This window comes from Streptomyces sp. NPDC006339 (genome assembly GCF_040612775.1).
Taxonomy (GTDB): domain Bacteria; phylum Actinomycetota; class Actinomycetes; order Streptomycetales; family Streptomycetaceae; genus Streptomyces.
In genome coordinates this window covers 31454-46803 of the sequence record NZ_JBEXQW010000028.1, presented here as the reverse complement: position 1 = coordinate 46803, position 15350 = coordinate 31454, and the positions used below count along the sequence as shown (strand labels likewise).

14 protein-coding genes are annotated in these 15350 nt (G+C 72.4%); 6 read left to right on the top strand and 8 right to left on the bottom strand.

Annotated elements, in window-relative coordinates; genetic code table 11:
• Positions 1-46 precede the first annotated feature (46 nt).
• From ABZ135_RS22930 to ABZ135_RS22920, 3 genes are all read left to right on the top strand, one after another.
• Positions 47-451: an STAS domain-containing protein gene (locus ABZ135_RS22930; RefSeq protein ID WP_356698089.1), complete on the top strand. Its 405-nt coding sequence runs from the start codon at positions 47-49 to the stop codon at positions 449-451.
• A gap of 95 nt (positions 452-546) precedes the next feature.
• Entirely contained in the window at positions 547-1416 is an 870-nt protein-coding gene (locus ABZ135_RS22925) for an alpha/beta hydrolase (RefSeq protein ID WP_356698088.1), read from the top strand.
• A gap of 459 nt (positions 1417-1875) precedes the next feature.
• A complete protein-coding gene (locus ABZ135_RS22920; protein ID WP_356698087.1) occupies positions 1876-2400 on the top strand; it encodes a peptidoglycan-binding protein in 525 nt (174 codons plus the stop codon).
• A gap of 174 nt (positions 2401-2574) precedes the next feature.
• Here the strand turns inward: ABZ135_RS22920 and ABZ135_RS22915 are convergent, their stop codons facing one another.
• The 3 genes from ABZ135_RS22915 to ABZ135_RS22905 form a co-directional block, all read right to left on the bottom strand.
• Entirely contained in the window at positions 2575-3567 is a 993-nt protein-coding gene (locus ABZ135_RS22915) for a helix-turn-helix domain-containing protein (RefSeq protein ID WP_356698086.1), read from the bottom strand.
• Between the two features lie 54 nt (positions 3568-3621).
• Complete coding sequence (locus tag ABZ135_RS22910) at positions 3622-6648, bottom strand: BTAD domain-containing putative transcriptional regulator (protein ID WP_356698085.1); 3027 nt, start codon at positions 6646-6648, stop codon at positions 3622-3624.
• Between the two features lie 196 nt (positions 6649-6844).
• Entirely contained in the window at positions 6845-7528 is a 684-nt protein-coding gene (locus tag ABZ135_RS22905; RefSeq protein WP_356698084.1) for a triacylglycerol lipase, read from the bottom strand.
• A 200-nt stretch (positions 7529-7728) separates the two neighbouring features.
• Between ABZ135_RS22905 and ABZ135_RS22900 the strand changes: the two genes are divergently transcribed.
• The 3 genes from ABZ135_RS22900 (at position 7729) to ABZ135_RS22890 (ending at position 9694) form a co-directional block, all read left to right on the top strand.
• Entirely contained in the window at positions 7729-8466 is a 738-nt protein-coding gene (locus ABZ135_RS22900; protein WP_356698083.1) for a VOC family protein, read from the top strand.
• A 50-nt stretch (positions 8467-8516) separates the two neighbouring features.
• On the top strand, positions 8517-9104 hold the full coding sequence (locus tag ABZ135_RS22895; RefSeq protein ID WP_356698082.1) for a hypothetical protein: 588 nt from the start codon (positions 8517-8519) through the stop codon (positions 9102-9104).
• 224 nt (positions 9105-9328) lie between these two features.
• On the top strand, positions 9329-9694 hold the full coding sequence (locus ABZ135_RS22890) for a peptidase inhibitor family I36 protein (RefSeq protein WP_356698081.1): 366 nt from the start codon (positions 9329-9331) through the stop codon (positions 9692-9694).
• A gap of 18 nt (positions 9695-9712) precedes the next feature.
• Here the strand turns inward: ABZ135_RS22890 and ABZ135_RS22885 are convergent, their stop codons facing one another.
• The 5 genes from ABZ135_RS22885 to ABZ135_RS22865 form a co-directional block, all read right to left on the bottom strand.
• Complete coding sequence (locus ABZ135_RS22885; protein ID WP_356698080.1) at positions 9713-11272, bottom strand: phosphodiester glycosidase family protein; 1560 nt, start codon at positions 11270-11272, stop codon at positions 9713-9715.
• A complete protein-coding gene (locus ABZ135_RS22880; RefSeq protein ID WP_356698079.1) occupies positions 11269-11982 on the bottom strand; it encodes a peptidase inhibitor family I36 protein in 714 nt (237 codons plus the stop codon). The genes ABZ135_RS22885 and ABZ135_RS22880 overlap by 4 nt, the downstream gene beginning before the upstream one ends.
• A gap of 98 nt (positions 11983-12080) precedes the next feature.
• The gene (locus ABZ135_RS22875; protein ID WP_356698078.1) at positions 12081-13304 is read right to left on the bottom strand and encodes an FAD-dependent monooxygenase; all 1224 of its coding nucleotides are present in this window, start codon (positions 13302-13304) and stop codon (positions 12081-12083) included.
• 325 nt (positions 13305-13629) lie between these two features.
• Entirely contained in the window at positions 13630-13947 is a 318-nt protein-coding gene (locus ABZ135_RS22870) for a hypothetical protein (RefSeq protein ID WP_356698077.1), read from the bottom strand.
• An 81-nt stretch (positions 13948-14028) separates the two neighbouring features.
• Positions 14029-15048, bottom strand: a complete 1020-nt coding sequence (locus tag ABZ135_RS22865) for a helix-turn-helix domain-containing protein (RefSeq protein WP_356698076.1) — start codon at positions 15046-15048, stop codon at positions 14029-14031.
• Between the last annotated feature and the right edge of the window lie 302 nt (positions 15049-15350).

Genomic DNA, 15350 nt, shown 5'->3' with positions numbered 1-15350 from the left:
TGTCGTACCTCCCTCCTGTGGAGGGATCACCGGAGGGAGTCCACGAGTGCCCTGGGATGAGACCGCCGCCGCCGCACTCCTGACCGCGTCCGGCAGCGAGACGCCGACGGGACAGGTGGCCGAGGACGCGTCGCCGCAGAGCGTGGTGCTCCAGTACGAGTACCGCGGCGCGCAGGTCGTCGAAGCCCGCGGCGACTACGACATGCACTCCACCAAGCCCCTGGCCGACGCACTGGAGACGGCGACCGAGACGCACGCGAAGGTGATCCTGGACGCCTCCAGAGTCACCTTCGCGGACTCGTCCTTCCTCAATCTGATGATCCGCGCCCACCAGACAGGGAAGCTGCGCGTGGCGGCGCCGTCGAAGCAGGTCCGGCGGCTGTGCGCGATCACCGGCGTCGACGACGTGCTGCAGATCCGGGACACGATCTCCGACGCCGTCGCCACGTAGCGCCGTCGACAGCCGGCAAGGCGGCGGCGCCCGCACGCGGAGGTCGGGGCGCTGCGCGGCGATGAGTTCTCGGGGCGGGGCCGGTCTGCAGAGGTATGGAGACCTACACACTCGAGACGGCCGGCGCGGATCTCGTCTATGACGTTCGCGGGCCGCTGCCGACCTCGGACGGACGGGCGCCGCTGTTCATGATCGGGCAGCCCATGGACGCCTCCGGCTTCGCCGCGCTCGCCGCGCGATTCCCCGAGCGGACCGTGATCACCTATGACCCGCGCGGGCTCGGTCGCAGTACCCGCAAGGACGGGCGGGTCGACCACACGCCGCAGGACCAGGCCGATGACGTGCACGCCGTCATCGAGGCCGTCGGAGCCGGGCCGGTGGAGATGTTCGCCAGCAGTGGCGGTGCGATCACCGCGCTCGCGGTCGTGGCGAAGTACCCCACGGACGTGACCACGCTGGTCGCGCACGAGCCGCCGCTCATCACCCTCACGCCGGACGGCCCGGCCGCCGTGCGCGCGCGGGCCGAGTTCCGGGACGCCTACGAACAGCGCGGATGGGGAGCCGGGATGGCGGCCTTCGTGGCCATGACCTCGTGGGAGGGAGAGTTCACCGAGGCGTACTTCGCGCAGCCGCAGGCCGATCCCGCCGCGTTCGGGATGCCCACGGAGGATGACGGCTCACGTGACGATCCGCTGCTGTCCGACCGCTCATGGGCGGTCAGCGACTACCGGCCGGACGTCGCCGCGATCGCCGCCGCGCCGACCCGCGTCGTGATCGCCATGGGCGAGGAGTCCGCGCACGTGCAGACCGGACGCACCTCCGTCGCGACCGCCGAGCTGCTCGGACAGGAAGTAACCGTCTTCCCGAGCCACCACGGGGGATTCTGCGACGGAGAGTTCGGATATCCGGGAAAGCCGGACGAGTTCGCGCGGCGACTGCGCGAGGTCCTCGACGGCGCCTCGTAAGCCGGCCGCAGTCCGGGATCCCGTCGTCCGAGGGTCGTCGGTGCCGCCGCACGCGCGGAGGGCGGCGGCGTGACGCCGAGCCACCGCGGCCCTGCCGGAACACAGCCATGAGGGAGGCCGCTTCATGCGGCCACTCCCCCGGTCTGCCTTCCGCCGGCGGTACGGAGGCTCCCACCCCGGGCTCCGCGCGCGCCCGGAACGGCCCCTGTCGCCACGTACGAATGCGTCGGCCCGGTCCGCCCGTCCGTCGGCCCGGTCCGCCCGTCCGTCGGCCCGGTCCGCCCGCTCCCCGTGTGCGGACCTGGCGCTCTGGGGAAAGGCCGTGGCGCCCTGTGCTGAGGACCGGTGACCGGTCGGACGGAAGAGTCGTCTTGTGCCTCCCGGACCACGCGCCCTGCGCGTGGTGGACACCGGAGAGGGCGGCCGGGAAGGTCCCGGCGCAGAGTGGAGGGGGCTTACATGAACTCGTGGAAGCGTGTCCGGGCGGCGGGCGGTGTGGCGGCCGCGGTGACGGCCGCGGTCCTGATCGGTGCCTCGCCGGCCGCGGCCAGCGGTGACTACAGCGGCCTCGCGTTCGTGCGCGGGGGCGCGGGCTTCTCGGACGACTGGAACGACGAGGGGATCCTGTCCACGGGTCGTCACGCCTCGTCGAACGCCACCTGCCTGTGGCAGAAGGTCCTGTGGGCGGACGGTCACCTGGCGTGGAACGAGATCGACGGCGCCTTCGGCGACAAGACCAAGCAGGCCACGATCGCCTGGCAGCGCGCCTACGTGGGTTCGGCGGACGGCGTGGTCGGCAAGGACACGTTCGGCAAGGCCGGTCAGTGGCTGAAGGACACGGACGGGAACGGCTCCGTGGACACGTACGAGGGCACCGGCGGTCGCTCCTTCGCGGTGTCCCGGGACGGGGACGGTGACTACACCTTCTACGACCGCAACGGCGACAAGCGTGTGGCCGGCTACAACTACGAGACCTGCGGCTGACGTCGGTGAAGCCGGGGACCGGGGCGCTTGCCGTCCCGGCCCCCGGGGCGGCACCCTGCCGGAGGCCGGTGACGCCCGGGGTTCGGTTACGGCCCGGGTCCGGTTACGGCGGGGTCCGGTCCGGTTACAGCCGGGTCTGATCACGGCCGGGTCCGAATTACGGCCGGGGTCCGGTTACGCCCGGGGGCCGCGCCGGACCGCCGCGCGGTAGGCGGCCGGGGGCATGCCGACGGCGGCCTTGAAGGCCCGGGTGAAGTCCGATGCCCTCGGATATCCCCACCGGGCTCCGATCGCGCTCACCGGACTGGCGTCGAGCAGCGGATTCTCCAGGTCCCGGCGGCAGTGGCCGATCCGTTCGCGACGGATCGTGTCGCTCACGGTGCTCTCGAAGGACGCGTAGGCCCTGTGCAGGGTACGGAGGGAGACGTGGTGGGCGGCGGCGACGGCGGCCGGATCGAGGTCCGGGTCATGGAGGTGGGCCGCGATGAACTCCCTGGTCTCGTGGTAGAGAGCGGCGGCCCGCGAGGGCGCGGGCAGTTCGCCCGCCCGCTCGACGTGCCCCGCGACGACGGACGCCGCCAACTGCACGAGGGTGCTCGCCATTCTGACCCGGTCGTTGTCGTCGAAGTCGTCCGGCGCCCTGCCCAGCGTGCCGAGGGTCTCCCGCAGCACCCGCCTCAGGCCCCTTGACGCCTTCAGGGACGTCGCGCAGGCGGCGGCGACCGGCTTCTCCGGCAACCGCATCTGGCTCCGCGGAAACTGCAGCAGCACGCATCCGCCCGCATGACCGCCCGGATGTCCGTCCGGTCCCGCCACGACGTCGACCGGGCGGGAACTGTCGTACAGGACGAGGTCCCCCGGACCGCAGACCGCCCGGCGGCCGGCCTGCTCGACGGTGTGGCGGCCGGACGTGATCAAGGCCAGTTGGTACAGCTCGGGATCCGACCGGCGGATGTGCGCGGCCGACCGGTGACAGGTCAGGGGCTGGTAGGTCAGGACGGACAACCGCGCCTGCCCGAGCGCCGTCGCCCGCATGCTGGCGTCGAATCGTTCCGGATCGGGAAACCGAAGACGTGTCGTCAGAAGGGCCCGCGCCGTGGCCGCGGCCCATGCCTCGGTGCGTTCCGGTCGCGGTAAGGACGACGTGTCCAGCACGGTCGTCAGCATGACGGTCCCCCATGAGATGCATGCGACAGGTGGTCGCGTACGGTCAAGGTGCCGTCATCGTGGCCGCCCGGTCTTGGGTGGACCTTGTACGTTTCTGGAATCCGCAGACCCGAGCCGGCGGCGTAGTTCCCGGGCCTCCGGGTGGTCCAGTTCGTCGAGGATCGCCAGGGCCTCGTCGTACGCCGTTCGCGCCGCGGTCAGGTCGCCCGTGGCGCTGAGGCTGTCCGCGAGCCCGGTCAGCGACGTGGCCGTGTTGTAGCGGTCGCCCAGCGCTCGGAAGAGCCGCACGGCCTCGCCGTAGCAGGCGATCGCCTGCTCGTGCCGGCCCAGCCCTCGGTGGGCGTAGGCGAGGCTGTCCCAGGTGTACGCCTGCCCGGTCGTGTTGGCGACCTGTTCGAACAGGCGCAGGGCCCGCCCGCAGGCGGAGAGAGCCTGACGGTGCCGGCCCAACTGGGCCTGGCTCCAGCCGATCACGTTGAGGGCGCTGGCCTGGCCGGGGAGGAAGCCGGCCTGTGTGTAGAAGCGCAGCGTGCGGACGGCGTGGTGGCGGGCGTCCGCGTGCCGGTCCTGGCGCTGGGCGAGCCAGGCCAGGGTGCGGTGGGTGTGGGCCTGCCCGCGCAGGTCGCGGAGCTCGGCGTACTCCGTGAGGGCCGCGGCGAGATGGGCGTCGGCCTCGGCGTGCTGTCCCGCCCAGGCGCAGGCGAGCCCCAGGGCGTGGGTGGCGTGGGCACGGCCGATCGCGTCGCCGGCGCCGGTCGCGGCGGCGAGGGCGACGCGCTGCACCCTCACCCACTCCGTCCAGGCACCCGTGCGCTGGAGGTGCGGGCCGAGGGCCCAGGCGAGCCGCCAGGCATGTCCGGTCGGGCCGCCGCGGGCGGCTTCGTCCACGGCCGCGACCAGGACGGTGTGCTCGGCCGCGAACCACGCCTGGGCCTCCTCCGGGCCGGTGATCTCGCAGGGGCGGGCACCGGGAACAGGGGCGTCCACGGGGATGGGATCGCGGTGCTCGTCAAGGAGCCGGTCGGCGGTGAGTGCCGCGTGCAGATAGTGGTCGAACAACCGCCGGCGGGCCTCCCGGCGGTCGGGATCGGATTCGTCGGCGGCCAGCCGGTCGGCCGCGTAGGCGCGGACCAGGTCGTGCAACTGGAAGCGGTCCGTCGGGTGGCGCTGCAGCAGATGGGCGTTGACGAGTTCGGCCAGCAGCGCGCGGGTCCGGTCGGAGGGCAGTCCGGCCGACGCGGCGGCGGCCGCCGCGGTGGTGTCCGGGCCGGGGTGGTCGGCCAGCAGCCGGAAGAGCCGGGCGGCGCCGGGAGTGAGCGCACGATAGGACCAGGAGAAGACCGACGTCACGTCGGTGTCCCCGCCGTCGCCCGTGGCCAGTGCCGCCAGCCGGTTTCGCCCGTCGCGCAGCTCCGCCACCAGCGCGCTCAGGGGCAGCCCTGGGCTGGTGGCCGTGCGGGCGGCGGCGATGCTGAGCGCGAGCGGCAGGCGGCCGCAGTGCTCGACCAGTTCGGCGAGGGCGTCCGGCTCGGCGTGGGCGTGGTCCGGGCCGAGGCGGGCCGTCAGCAGTTCCCGGGCGGCGTGCGGGCTGAGGACGTCCAGCGCGAGAGGGCGCGCCTCGTGGTGGACGACGAGGCCGGCCAGCCGCCGGCGGCTGGTGACCAGCACGAAACAGTGCGGGGTGCCCGGGAGGAGGGGGCGTACCTGGTCGGTGTCGTGGGCGTTGTCCAGGACCAGGAGCAGACGTCTGCCGTCGACGAGGGTACGGAAGAGGGCGGCGCGGGCCGTGGGGTCGGCCGGGATCGTGCCGGGGCGGGTGCCGAGAGCTTCCAGGAAGCGGTGGACGGCCTCGTCGGGAGGCAGCGGGGAGGCGTCGGGCGCGAAGCCGCGCAGGTCGATGTAGAGCTGCCCGTCGGGGAAGCGGTCCTTGACCCGGTGCGCCCAGTGGAGGGCCAGGGTGGTCTTGCCGACTCCGGCCGGGCCGCTGAGGGTGACGAGCGGCGCGGTGACGAGCGGCGCGGTGACGGGAGCGGAGGGAGCGGTGCCGGGTGCCGTGGAGGGGGTGCCGGGTGCCGCGGGCGTGGTGAGCCGGTCGTCCAGGAAGGCGATCTCCGCACTGCGGCCGATCAGGTGGAGGGAGGTCGGGGGCAGTTGGCGTGGTACGTGGTGCGGTGGCCGGCCCGGCGGGGTGTCGCCCGCTCGTGCTCCCACTCCTGCTCCCGCTCCGTCGGTCGCGGCCGGGTGCGGGCCGTCGCGGTCCGCGGTCGCGCGTCCGGCGCTGCCCGTCCGTCCAGGGCTGCCTGTCCGTCCGGCGCTGCCCATCCGTCCGGGGCTACCCGTCACCGCGGTGGATGCCAGCAGACGCTGGTGCAGGGCGCGGACGGGTTCGCTGGGGGCGATGCCCAGTTCCTCGGCCAAGACGCGGTGGAGGCGGCGGTATTGTGCCAGTGCCTCGGCGGGCCGGCCCGAGTGGTGGAGGGCACGCATGAGCTGGGCGGCGAGTCGCTCGTCCAGGGGGTGTTCTTCGACGCGGACGCTCAGTTCGGCCGCCAGGGCGGTGTGCCGGCCGCAGCGCAGAGCGCGGTCGTTGCGGTCCAGCTCGGCCGCCAGCCGCTCCTGGCGGAGCGCGTCGCGCAGTTGGCGGAACCAGGGACCGTCGACGCTGCCGAAGGGCTCACCGTGCCACAGGCCGAGGGCCCGGCCGTACAGGCTCATGGCCTGCTCGTCGTCGGTGGCGGCCCGAGCACGGGACACCAGGGTGCGGAAGTGGTGGATGTCGATCGTCTCGGGCCGGGCACGGAGCAGATAGCCGTCGCTCCGGCGCTCTATCTCCGTTTCGGTGTCCGGCGCGTGGGCCAGTGCGCGGCGGAGCCGGGACAGATAGCTGTAGAGGGCGTCCCTGGCGCGCTGGGGTGGGCGGTCCGCCCAGACGCGGTCGACCAGCTTGTCCACCGTCACCGGCCGCCCGACGTCGACCAGCAGGACCGCCAGGACGCACCGCTGCCGCGTATGGCCCACGTCGACGGCCCGGCCGTCCGTCAGCACCTCGATGCCGCCCAGTAATCGGAAGTGCACCGGCATCCTCATCCCCCTCGTGTGGTCAGCACGATTGCCTGATCATCCGTACGTTACGGGGGGTCGGCCGGCCGAGTGTGCGACGACGGGCGTGGCGCGGCCGGATGGCCGCTTTCCGCCGGTGACTCCGGAGGTCGGCTCGCCGGCGGGTACCGGCCCGTCGAAGGGGCCCGGTCCGCGCGCTCTCGCGCGCGGGCCTTGGCTAGCCGATGTGGTTCTTGACCTGTTCGTAGACCACCTGGTCGCTGTGCAGGTCACTGTGGCCGAGGCAGGCGGTGGTGGTGTTGACGGCGCCGGAGAGGACCACGCTCTCCGTCGGGCTGATGATCATGTCGCACGGGGAGCGCCAGGTGGCGTAGCGGGCGGAACCCGGGGTCTCGTCGCCGCTGTTGAGCCTGTTCAGGAACTCGGATCCCGGTCGCATCTCGATGCAGGGGGCGCCCCCACACCAGCGTGCGGTGTCGGTGCCGTGATTGGGTCCCGCCAGGGAAACCCACGCGTCGACCTTGGCAGCGCCGCCGAGGTTCTTGAGGTAGTAGCGCGAGGAGAGGCCCCCCATGGAGTGGGTGATGACGTCGACCTTGGCAGCCCCGGTGCGCTCCAGGACCCGGTCGATCTCTTCGGCGAGCCGGGCGGCGGTGGTGGCGTTGGACTGGGTGGCGTCGTACGTCCACCGATCAAGGTGGTCGGCGGGCCACCCGTCGGCCTGGAAGCGGTCGGCCATGGTCCGCCAGGTGGAACCGTCGGAGTTCCAGCCGTGGACGAAGACGACGGGGTCGGGGCGCGGGGCCCGGTGCCGGCCGTCGGCCGCCGATGCGGTGGCGGGGAGAAGAGCGGACAGTAGCGCGAGAAGGAGCAGCAGGCTCCGCGACAGATTCCTGATCACACGCGGTTTGTAACGCGCCGGCGGCCGGACCGGCAGGTCCCGGGGCGAAGTCTCACCCGACCGGCGGCTGTGTTTCACCGCAGAAACGTGACGGCCCGACAGGGCGCTGACGTCGCCGCTGCGTCATCGCCATCCGGCGGCCACGGAGCGACGTGATGCCCCCGGGTGAGGGTTGCCGGGCAGCTTCTAAGATCAGCGGCATGGCAACACGACTCGTCCAGATCAACATGAAGGCCCATGACGACTCCGCGCTCGGCCGGTTCTGGGCGGAGGTACTCGGCTGGGGTGTCGACAGCGAGGCACCCGGGGTCACCAACCTCGAGCCCGTGGGCTTCGCGTACCCCGATCCCGCGGCCGTCTGCATCGACATCATCGCCCGCCCGGAACCCAAGACGGTCAAGAACCGCGTGCATCTCGATCTGGCCACCACCTCCGCCGCCCATCAAGCGGAACTGGTCGCGCGCCTGAAGGATCTCGGTGCGGTGCCGGCGGACATCGGGCAGGGCGACGTCCCCTGGACGGTCATGGCGGACCCGGAGGGCAACGAGTTCTGCGTCCTGGAACCCCACCCGATCCACCAGGACACCGGGCCGATCGCCGCGGTGGTGGTCGACTGCGCCGACCCTCGGGCGATGGCACGGTTCTGGGGCGAGGCGATGGACTGGACGGTGCACGAGGTCACGGACGACCACGCGACCATGCGCTCCGCCCAAGGTGTCGGCCCCTACCTGGAATTCCTCCGGACCCCGGACACCAAGAGCGTGTGGAACCGCGTCCACCTCGACATCTGCCCCTACCCCGGTGACGACCCGGCCGCAGAGGAAGCCCGGCTGCGTGCCTTGGGTGCCACCGACCCCGGAATCGACCAGTCCGCGATCTCCTGGACGGTTCTGGCGGATCCGGAAGGCAATGAGTTCTGCCTGCTGTCGCCTCGCTGACGGGCAGTTCGGCAGGGTGGGTGTTTCGGAGCTGTGGACAACGTGCGGGCATGGTGATGACGGGCAAACGACGGGTGCTGTACCGGCAGGGCAGCGGATTCTGGCGCATGACGGCGAAGTGGGTTCTGGCCTTCGGGGTCCTGTACCTGCTGGACGGCGGGTTGCTTCGGTCGTGGGGCGACGCTGTGGTCTGGCCGCTGATCTGGGTGGTGTTGTGGGTGCCGGTCGGGATCGGTGTCGTCTGGTACCCGAGGAAGGACCAGCGCGTCGAACTGACGACACGTGAGCTGCGGGTACGGCGCAAGCGGCTGCCGATGGAGCAGGTGAACCTGCTGCACGTGGCGAAGCTGTGGCTGGAGGGGCGATCGACCGCGGACGACCAGCCGGTGCGGGAATGGCCCCGGGTCGTCAGGGTGGTGTGGGTGCCCCTGCTGGACGGCCGGGCGTTCGGTGTGGAGTTCCGCGACCCTGCCGCCTTCGCCCAGGTTTTCGGCGACTTCGCGGTCGAGGCGTGCGGCGGACCCGACATCGTCCGCGCCAGGGCCGCGGTGGAGACCTACCCGGACCCGCGCCCCATGCGGTCCCGCTCCGCCGGCGAAGGGGGCTCCTGGGCGGACGTCCTGGACATGCTCGACTGACGGCCGGCGACACACGCCGCCCCCGCACCTCGACCCGCACGACAGTCCTCTCCCTACGTCCGGAGAGGACGTTGTCCGAGGCAGGTGCCGGGGCGTCGTACACCCCGGGCGACATGGGGTAGTTCATCCCACAAATGGCGAGTCCTGGTCACCCTCGCACCAGGCGCGCCGCCTGCGGACATGCTCGGAGGGAAGCTTCCCCGCACGGAACAGGAGGTGGCCTCATGGGCCCTCGCTTGCACCGATCGCTCGCCGCCGCAGTGCTGATCTGCGCCGCGTTGGCACCGACGTCCGCCGCTTCGGCGGCGGACTCGGTCCAGGCTCCCGACGACTGCGCCGCGGAGATGGTGTGCTTCTACACGCAACCGAACTACCAGGGGCGGCGTTTCGACTACCACAACCCTGAATTCGCCACCTGTGGTTATGTCGAGACCATCCACGTCGGAGAGCCGACCCGGTCGGTCTGGAACAACGACGACACCGACTGGGACTTCTTCGCCAGCAGGCATGGCTGCTGGCCCCACGCGGGGTCGTGGAACGTGCGCTCCGGGCAGGGCCAGGCCAGCATGGAGGCGTGGTTCTGGAAGTAGACCCGGCGGGCCGCAGCGCTACGGCAGGGTGCCTCCGGGTATGCCGTAACCGCCGCGCGTGAGGTAGACGGCGTCCGCCACGGGGCGTTCGACCCGCCGATAGGTGCCGTCCGGCTGCTCGGCGATGTCCGTCATGCCTGTCTGTCGCTTGTCCAGGGTGTAGAGGGTGGTCGAACCGCCGCCGTCGAGGTTGACCGCGTCGATCACCCCGAGCTCGGGCAGCCTGAGGATCTCGGCGAACTCGGGCAGGAAGGCGCCGTCGACACCGGTGGTGTCCAAGGTGCTGGTCGGGTGCAGGACCCCGCCCTGGGCGTCGAGCACGTCCCGGCGGCCCGTGATGGTCGCCATCACCGTACGGCCCTTGACGTCGACGCCGAGGGCCGTACGCGAGTCCCTGCAGTGGTCCCCGACCTGCGGGTCGCCCTCCCGCTTGGCGCCGGTCCGGTCGTACGGACGGGCGCAGGTGTCACTGCGGGTGGCCGGCACGCCGTCGTCCAGCAGGCGGTGCGCCAGTCCTGAGACGATGTCCACGGACTCGTCCAGGGCGATGTGGTGGTCGGGGAACTCGAGATCGACGACCTCCTGCTGGAGCCGAAGCGTGCGCCCGGTGGTCAGGTTGTCCTGCAGCCACCGCTTGGCTTCGGCGCCCACCGCCTGCAGCACGAACCCGCCGTTCGCGACGTTCTTCCCGCCCCGCCCCTCGGTCCACTGGCCACCGGTGCCCGTGGGGAGGGTGAACAGGCCGCGGGAGTCGACCGTCACTTCGTACCCGGGGTCGTCGTCCGTGGTGACCTCGGCGTGGCTGTCGCGCCCCGCCGGGGGCGTGGGGAGGTTGTAGGAGTCGTTGAAGGCGACGATCTCGTCCCCGTCGACGAAGACGGTCGTCTTGTCGGCCGGGTCGCTCGGGTCGTACGCGAGGTCCTTGCGCACATCGCCCACCCCGCGCACGCAGCCCACACCGCGGCCCGGATCGCGGTTGACGTCGTCGAGGAGCCGCTCGGCGACGACGGCACCGGAGGCGTCGACGGCCTGGAGCGTCACCGTCGCCCGGAGCTTGGAGATGTACGGCAGTCCGTGCTGGAGCACGACCGCCTGGTTTCCGTTCAGGCAGCCCGTGCCGTTGACCTGGCCGTCACGGACCGCGGTTCCCCCGAACACGATGCTCCCCTTGTGCGGAGGCTCCGGCGCGAAGAAGCTGCCGTTGATGCCGGCGAGGGGCCGTTCCGGTCTGACGGCGGCGAGCTGGCCGCCGACGGTCTCCGCCCGGGCGGCGGCACCGCCCACGGTGCTTTCGAGGCGGGTGGCACCCAGGGCCGGGTCGGCGACGACCACGTTCAGCTCGCGCTTGGCGACGCGGCCCTCGGTCACGGCCCGCTCTGTGTAGCGCACGTACGTCACACCGGCGGCCAACGTGAAACGGCCGCTCTCCACCCAGGCGTCGAGCAGCGACGGCTCCTGCGTCGTGGCGCTGGTCGCCCCGGGCGAGGCGACCAGCAGGCCGGCGCTCAGGGTGAGGGCCGCGGCGACGGAGCCGCGGCGGCGCGGGCGGGCAGGGCGTCCGGAGGCGCGGGTCGTCATGAGCAGTCCGCCTTGTCGGTGAGCTTGTGGGAGCGGAAGGTCTTGGCGAAGGGGGCGGGGAGGGTGGTGCTGTCGCCCGGCATCACCTTGTACGCGCCGTAGGAGGTGCCGTCGGCGTCCCTCCACCCGCCGCGATGGCCGGCCGCCGAGTAGAAGCAGGCGGACGAGGTGGTGTTGTTGACGACCGAGTGGACACGGTCGTGCCAGACCGGCGCGTAGCCGTTGTGGGGGAACGTGGTCGCGTACATGCCGCCGCGGGCCCGCTCCTCCGCGAAGATGCAGAGCTTGCCCTGCTCGCAGCGCTCGAACCCGGTGAAGCAGTGCCCCTTGGACAGGGTCAGCTTGTACGAGCTGACGCGGCCCTGGAGCTCACCGGAGAGGTCGGGGAGGTTGGCCTCGGTCTTCGGTGCGACCGCCACGAGCGTGCCGCCGTAGTAGGCGTCCGCGTACAGGCACACCCAGGAGGTGGTGTTGTTGTGCAGGGAACGGACTGCCGAGTTCCCCCGGTTGCTCGACTGGGGGATGGAGAGGACGGTCCGGGTGGTGGTCTTCTCCAGCGCGCCCGTGCCGTTGTCCTGGTCGTAGAAGCAGAGCGTGTTCGTGTCGCAGTTCTCGTACGCCGCCGCGGTCGTCGGGACGACGAACAGCAGGGAGCAGAGCAGCGCCAGGGCTCCCAGGACGAGGGAGCCTCGGAATAGGGTGATCTTCACGGCGGGCAAGTCTGACAGACGTCTCGAACAGCAGGCCGCCGGCCCGGGGCGCGGCCGGTTCGACCGGTTCATCCGGTTCAACCGGTCGCCGCAGGGCGTCAGTGCCCCGGCCGGGCCGGGAGGCCGAAACCGTTGAAGAGGTCGTCCATGCCCCGAAGGGCCAGCCGGGCGGGGGTGGCGCGGGCGGCGAGGTCGCGGGCCGTCGTGGCCAGCGGGTGCCGCAGGGCGCCCAGGCGGCCGACGCGGCGGGCCCGGAGTCGTACGGCGTCGGTACGGTCGCGGCGGGCGAGGGTGTACGCGGCGAGGGCCGCCGGGACGCCGTCCGTGCCGTCACCGTCTCTGCTGTCACCGTCCGTGCCGCCTCCGCCTGTTCCGTCGGGCAGCAGGTGCGCCAGGACGACGGCGTCCTCGATGGCCTGGCAGCCGCCCTGGCCGAGGTTCGGGGCCATGGCGTGGGCCGCGTCGCCGATCCAGGCGATCCGGCCGTGGTGCAGCCGTGGGAGCGGGGCGGCCAGCTCGTAGAGATCGTGGCGCAGGACGTCGGCGGGGGCGAGGCGGTCGACGCGGTCCAGCAGCGCCGGGATCGGGTCGTGCCACGCGCCGAAGCGGCGGCGCAGTTCCGTACGCTCGTCGGCACACCGCGCGCCGGCCGGCAGGACAGCGGTGGCGTAGAGGTAGACGCGCCCGTCGGCCAGCGGCGTGACACCGAAGCGCTCGCCCCGGCCCCAGGTCTCGCTCATGGCCGGTATCCCGGGTTCCGGCGCTTCCACCAGGGCCCGCCAGGCGGTTTCGCCGAGGTAGCGCAGTCCCGGGTGGGTGGGGAAGTACGTCCGGCGCAGCGGGCTGTGGATCCCGTCGGCGACGACGACCAGATCGGCCGGCAGGTCGGCACCGGTTTCGGTACGGACGACCGGGCGGCCCGCGATGTCGTCGACGGCGGTCACGGTGGTGCCGTAGTGCAGCGTCTCCGCCGACAGGGCGGCGGCCAGAAGTCCGGTGAGCGCCGGGCGCGGGACGGCGATCGGCGGCACCCCGTAACGCGCGGCCAGGTCGGCGGTGGCAATCCGGGTGAGCCACCCGCCGTCGGGGCGGCGCACTCCCATCGTGGTGGGCACGGCGCTGCCGGTGGACCGGGTGACGTCGACGTCGAGGGTGTGCAGGGCGCGCAGTGCGTTGGGGGCGAGGCCGATGCCGGCGCCGGTGGCGGGTGGTGCGGGGGCGCTTTCGCAGACGATGACGTCCCAGCGCCTGCGCCGCAGTGCCACGGCGGCCGTGAGGCCGCCGATTCCGGCCCCGACCACGACCGCACGACGTCTCGGCATGGCGCCGCTCCCCTCGGTTCAGGCACGGCTGTCGCCGCGTCAGGCCGCTCCCCCACGCGTGCGGCCTCGCCTGTCGCATCGTACGCAGGTGCCGCGCGGTGGGGCTTCACCTGGGCCTCGGTCTTCACCCGCGCCTTCCGTGCCGCGACCCGCCTCACTCCGAGCGCGCATACCGAAGCGCGGCGCTCCTGACGGCGGGCGTGCGCACCGCCGAGACGGGGCGTCCCCGGCCCGCGGGATCGCGGGCCGGGGACGCACACAGCAGGTCGGCACCGGGTGAGCACCGGGTCGGCACCGGTTCCTCGGCCGACCCGGTGCCGCGCGGTCAGCTCCGGGTGCGGTAGGAACCGGAGCTGGAGTCCACGCCGTACGGGCACTCCGCCTTGGCGTACTCCCAGCGCCAGGAGCTGGTAGCGGTGCTGCCGTTGGCACAGCGCACCGTGGCCTTGACGTACTTGCCCGAGCCCGCGCACTTGGCGTGGTAGCGACCGGCTCCGCCGGGCCCGCCGTTGTCGTGCCAGGTCTGGCAGGCGGCGGCCGCGCGCTCGCTGGGCGCGCTGGGCGCGCTCGCCACGGCGGGTGCCGCCATGAGGACCGACGACATCAGTGCCGCCGCGGCCAGACCCGAGTAGATCTTCTTCATACTTCCCCCTGCATAACAGAGTCGAGCGGTCAGGTGGAACGAACTGCACGACGATCCTGTCCCGCCTCGCCGGCTCCGTCTTTAACGCACGGCGCCAGGCGTTTGGCGTTCAGCGCCATCACGCGGGCCGCTGTGCTCGGCCGGCGAGCCGGGCCGTCGCAGCGCGGTGGTGGTGTGGCCGGTCCAGCGGCGGACGGCCCGTCGCAGGGCGCGTGCGTCGGCGTAGCCGCTCGCTTCGGCGATGGAGTCGAGCGTCAGGTCGGTGGCCTGGAGGAGGTCCAGGGCCCGGGTGCGGCGCAGCAGTTCTACTTCGCGGGTCCAGGTGGTGCCGTGCTCGCCGAGACGGCGCTGCAGGGTGCGGGCGCTCAGGGACAGGAGTTGAGCGGTCGCCGGCAGGGTGGGCGTGCCGGCGGACCAGGCACGGTGCAGGGCGGCGCGGAACGAGTCGAGCCAGTCGCCCAGCGGGATGGCGGAGGCGAGGTTCTGCTCGGCGTGTCTTCGCAGCAGGGCGGACAGGCCGGGTTGGGTGGAGGGCTGGGGAGCGTGCAGGTCGGCGGACCGGAACGTGATCGAGCTGACCTGTGTCTCGAAGTCGACGGCTCGGGTGCCGTAGAGCCCGACCAGGCTCTGATGGTGGCGGGGTGCTCGCGCCGTGAGCGTCACGTGGACGGGTCGGACGGGGCGCCGTGCGGCTTCCGTCAGCCGTTGGACCAGCAGGCCGAGGGAGTAGGCACGGATGGCGGAGGCGGTCTCGTACGTCAGATCGGCGGTGTTCACGTGGCTGAGGGTGACGTGCTGTCCGTCGTCGGCGAGCACCAGGGCCTCCGTCCCGGGGTCGGCGACCGTGGGCAGAAAGGCCACGGCGTCCCGGAGGCCCTCGAGCGGGGTCCGTGCGGAGGTGATCAGGTAGTCCCAGACGCCGAGCGTCCCGAGGCCGGATTGCGCGGTCATCAGCGAGGCCAGCTCGGGCCAGGCGGCCTTCGTCGTCATCAGCTCCCAGATGCGCACGTCGGTGGCGGCGGGCGTCCGGTACCGGTCGTCGTTCAGATACCGGGGATCCGTTCCCGGCAGGCCCGCCAGGGCGCCCGGCTCCACCCCCACCCGACGCGCCGTTGCGACGTTGAGCCGGGTGAACACCGACGGTGTCGTGCCGTCGAGTGCGCGGGGCCCCCGGGGCGTCGTACTCCCTCGGGGGCTTGGGAGAGCGCTCATGGGCACGGCCGACCGGCGGTCCCCGCCGTCGCGCCGTAACGCCTCGGTGGCGCGAGAAGTCCTGAGGACGGCGCGCTCGGTCCTCGGCGGTGCGGGGCTCGTACGCCTAGTTTCTTGATCGTTCCTGTGCGAGCGGTTCAGTGAGACCTCTGGGTGTCGGTGACCCGGGCGCGAGGACCACATGGCAGGAC

Bases quoted from the DNA above. Each gene is read 5' to 3' on its own strand.
- ABZ135_RS22925 (WP_356698088.1), top strand. From the start codon at position 547: ATGGAGACCTACACACTCGAGACGGCCGGCGCGGATCTCGTCTATGAC.
- ABZ135_RS22920 (WP_356698087.1), top strand. From the start codon at position 1,876: ATGAACTCGTGGAAGCGTGTCCGGGCGGCGGGCGGTGTGGCGGCCGCG.
- ABZ135_RS22915 (WP_356698086.1), bottom strand. From the start codon at position 3,567: ATGCTGACGACCGTGCTGGACACGTCGTCCTTACCGCGACCGGAACGC.
- ABZ135_RS22910 (WP_356698085.1), bottom strand. From the start codon at position 6,648: ATGCCGGTGCACTTCCGATTACTGGGCGGCATCGAGGTGCTGACGGAC.
- ABZ135_RS22900 (WP_356698083.1), top strand. From the start codon at position 7,729: ATGGCAACACGACTCGTCCAGATCAACATGAAGGCCCATGACGACTCC.
- ABZ135_RS22895 (WP_356698082.1), top strand. From the start codon at position 8,517: ATGGTGATGACGGGCAAACGACGGGTGCTGTACCGGCAGGGCAGCGGA.
- ABZ135_RS22890 (WP_356698081.1), top strand. From the start codon at position 9,329: ATGGGCCCTCGCTTGCACCGATCGCTCGCCGCCGCAGTGCTGATCTGC.
- ABZ135_RS22885 (WP_356698080.1), bottom strand. From the start codon at position 11,272: ATGACGACCCGCGCCTCCGGACGCCCTGCCCGCCCGCGCCGCCGCGGC.
- ABZ135_RS22875 (WP_356698078.1), bottom strand. From the start codon at position 13,304: ATGCCGAGACGTCGTGCGGTCGTGGTCGGGGCCGGAATCGGCGGCCTC.
- ABZ135_RS22870 (WP_356698077.1), bottom strand. From the start codon at position 13,947: ATGAAGAAGATCTACTCGGGTCTGGCCGCGGCGGCACTGATGTCGTCG.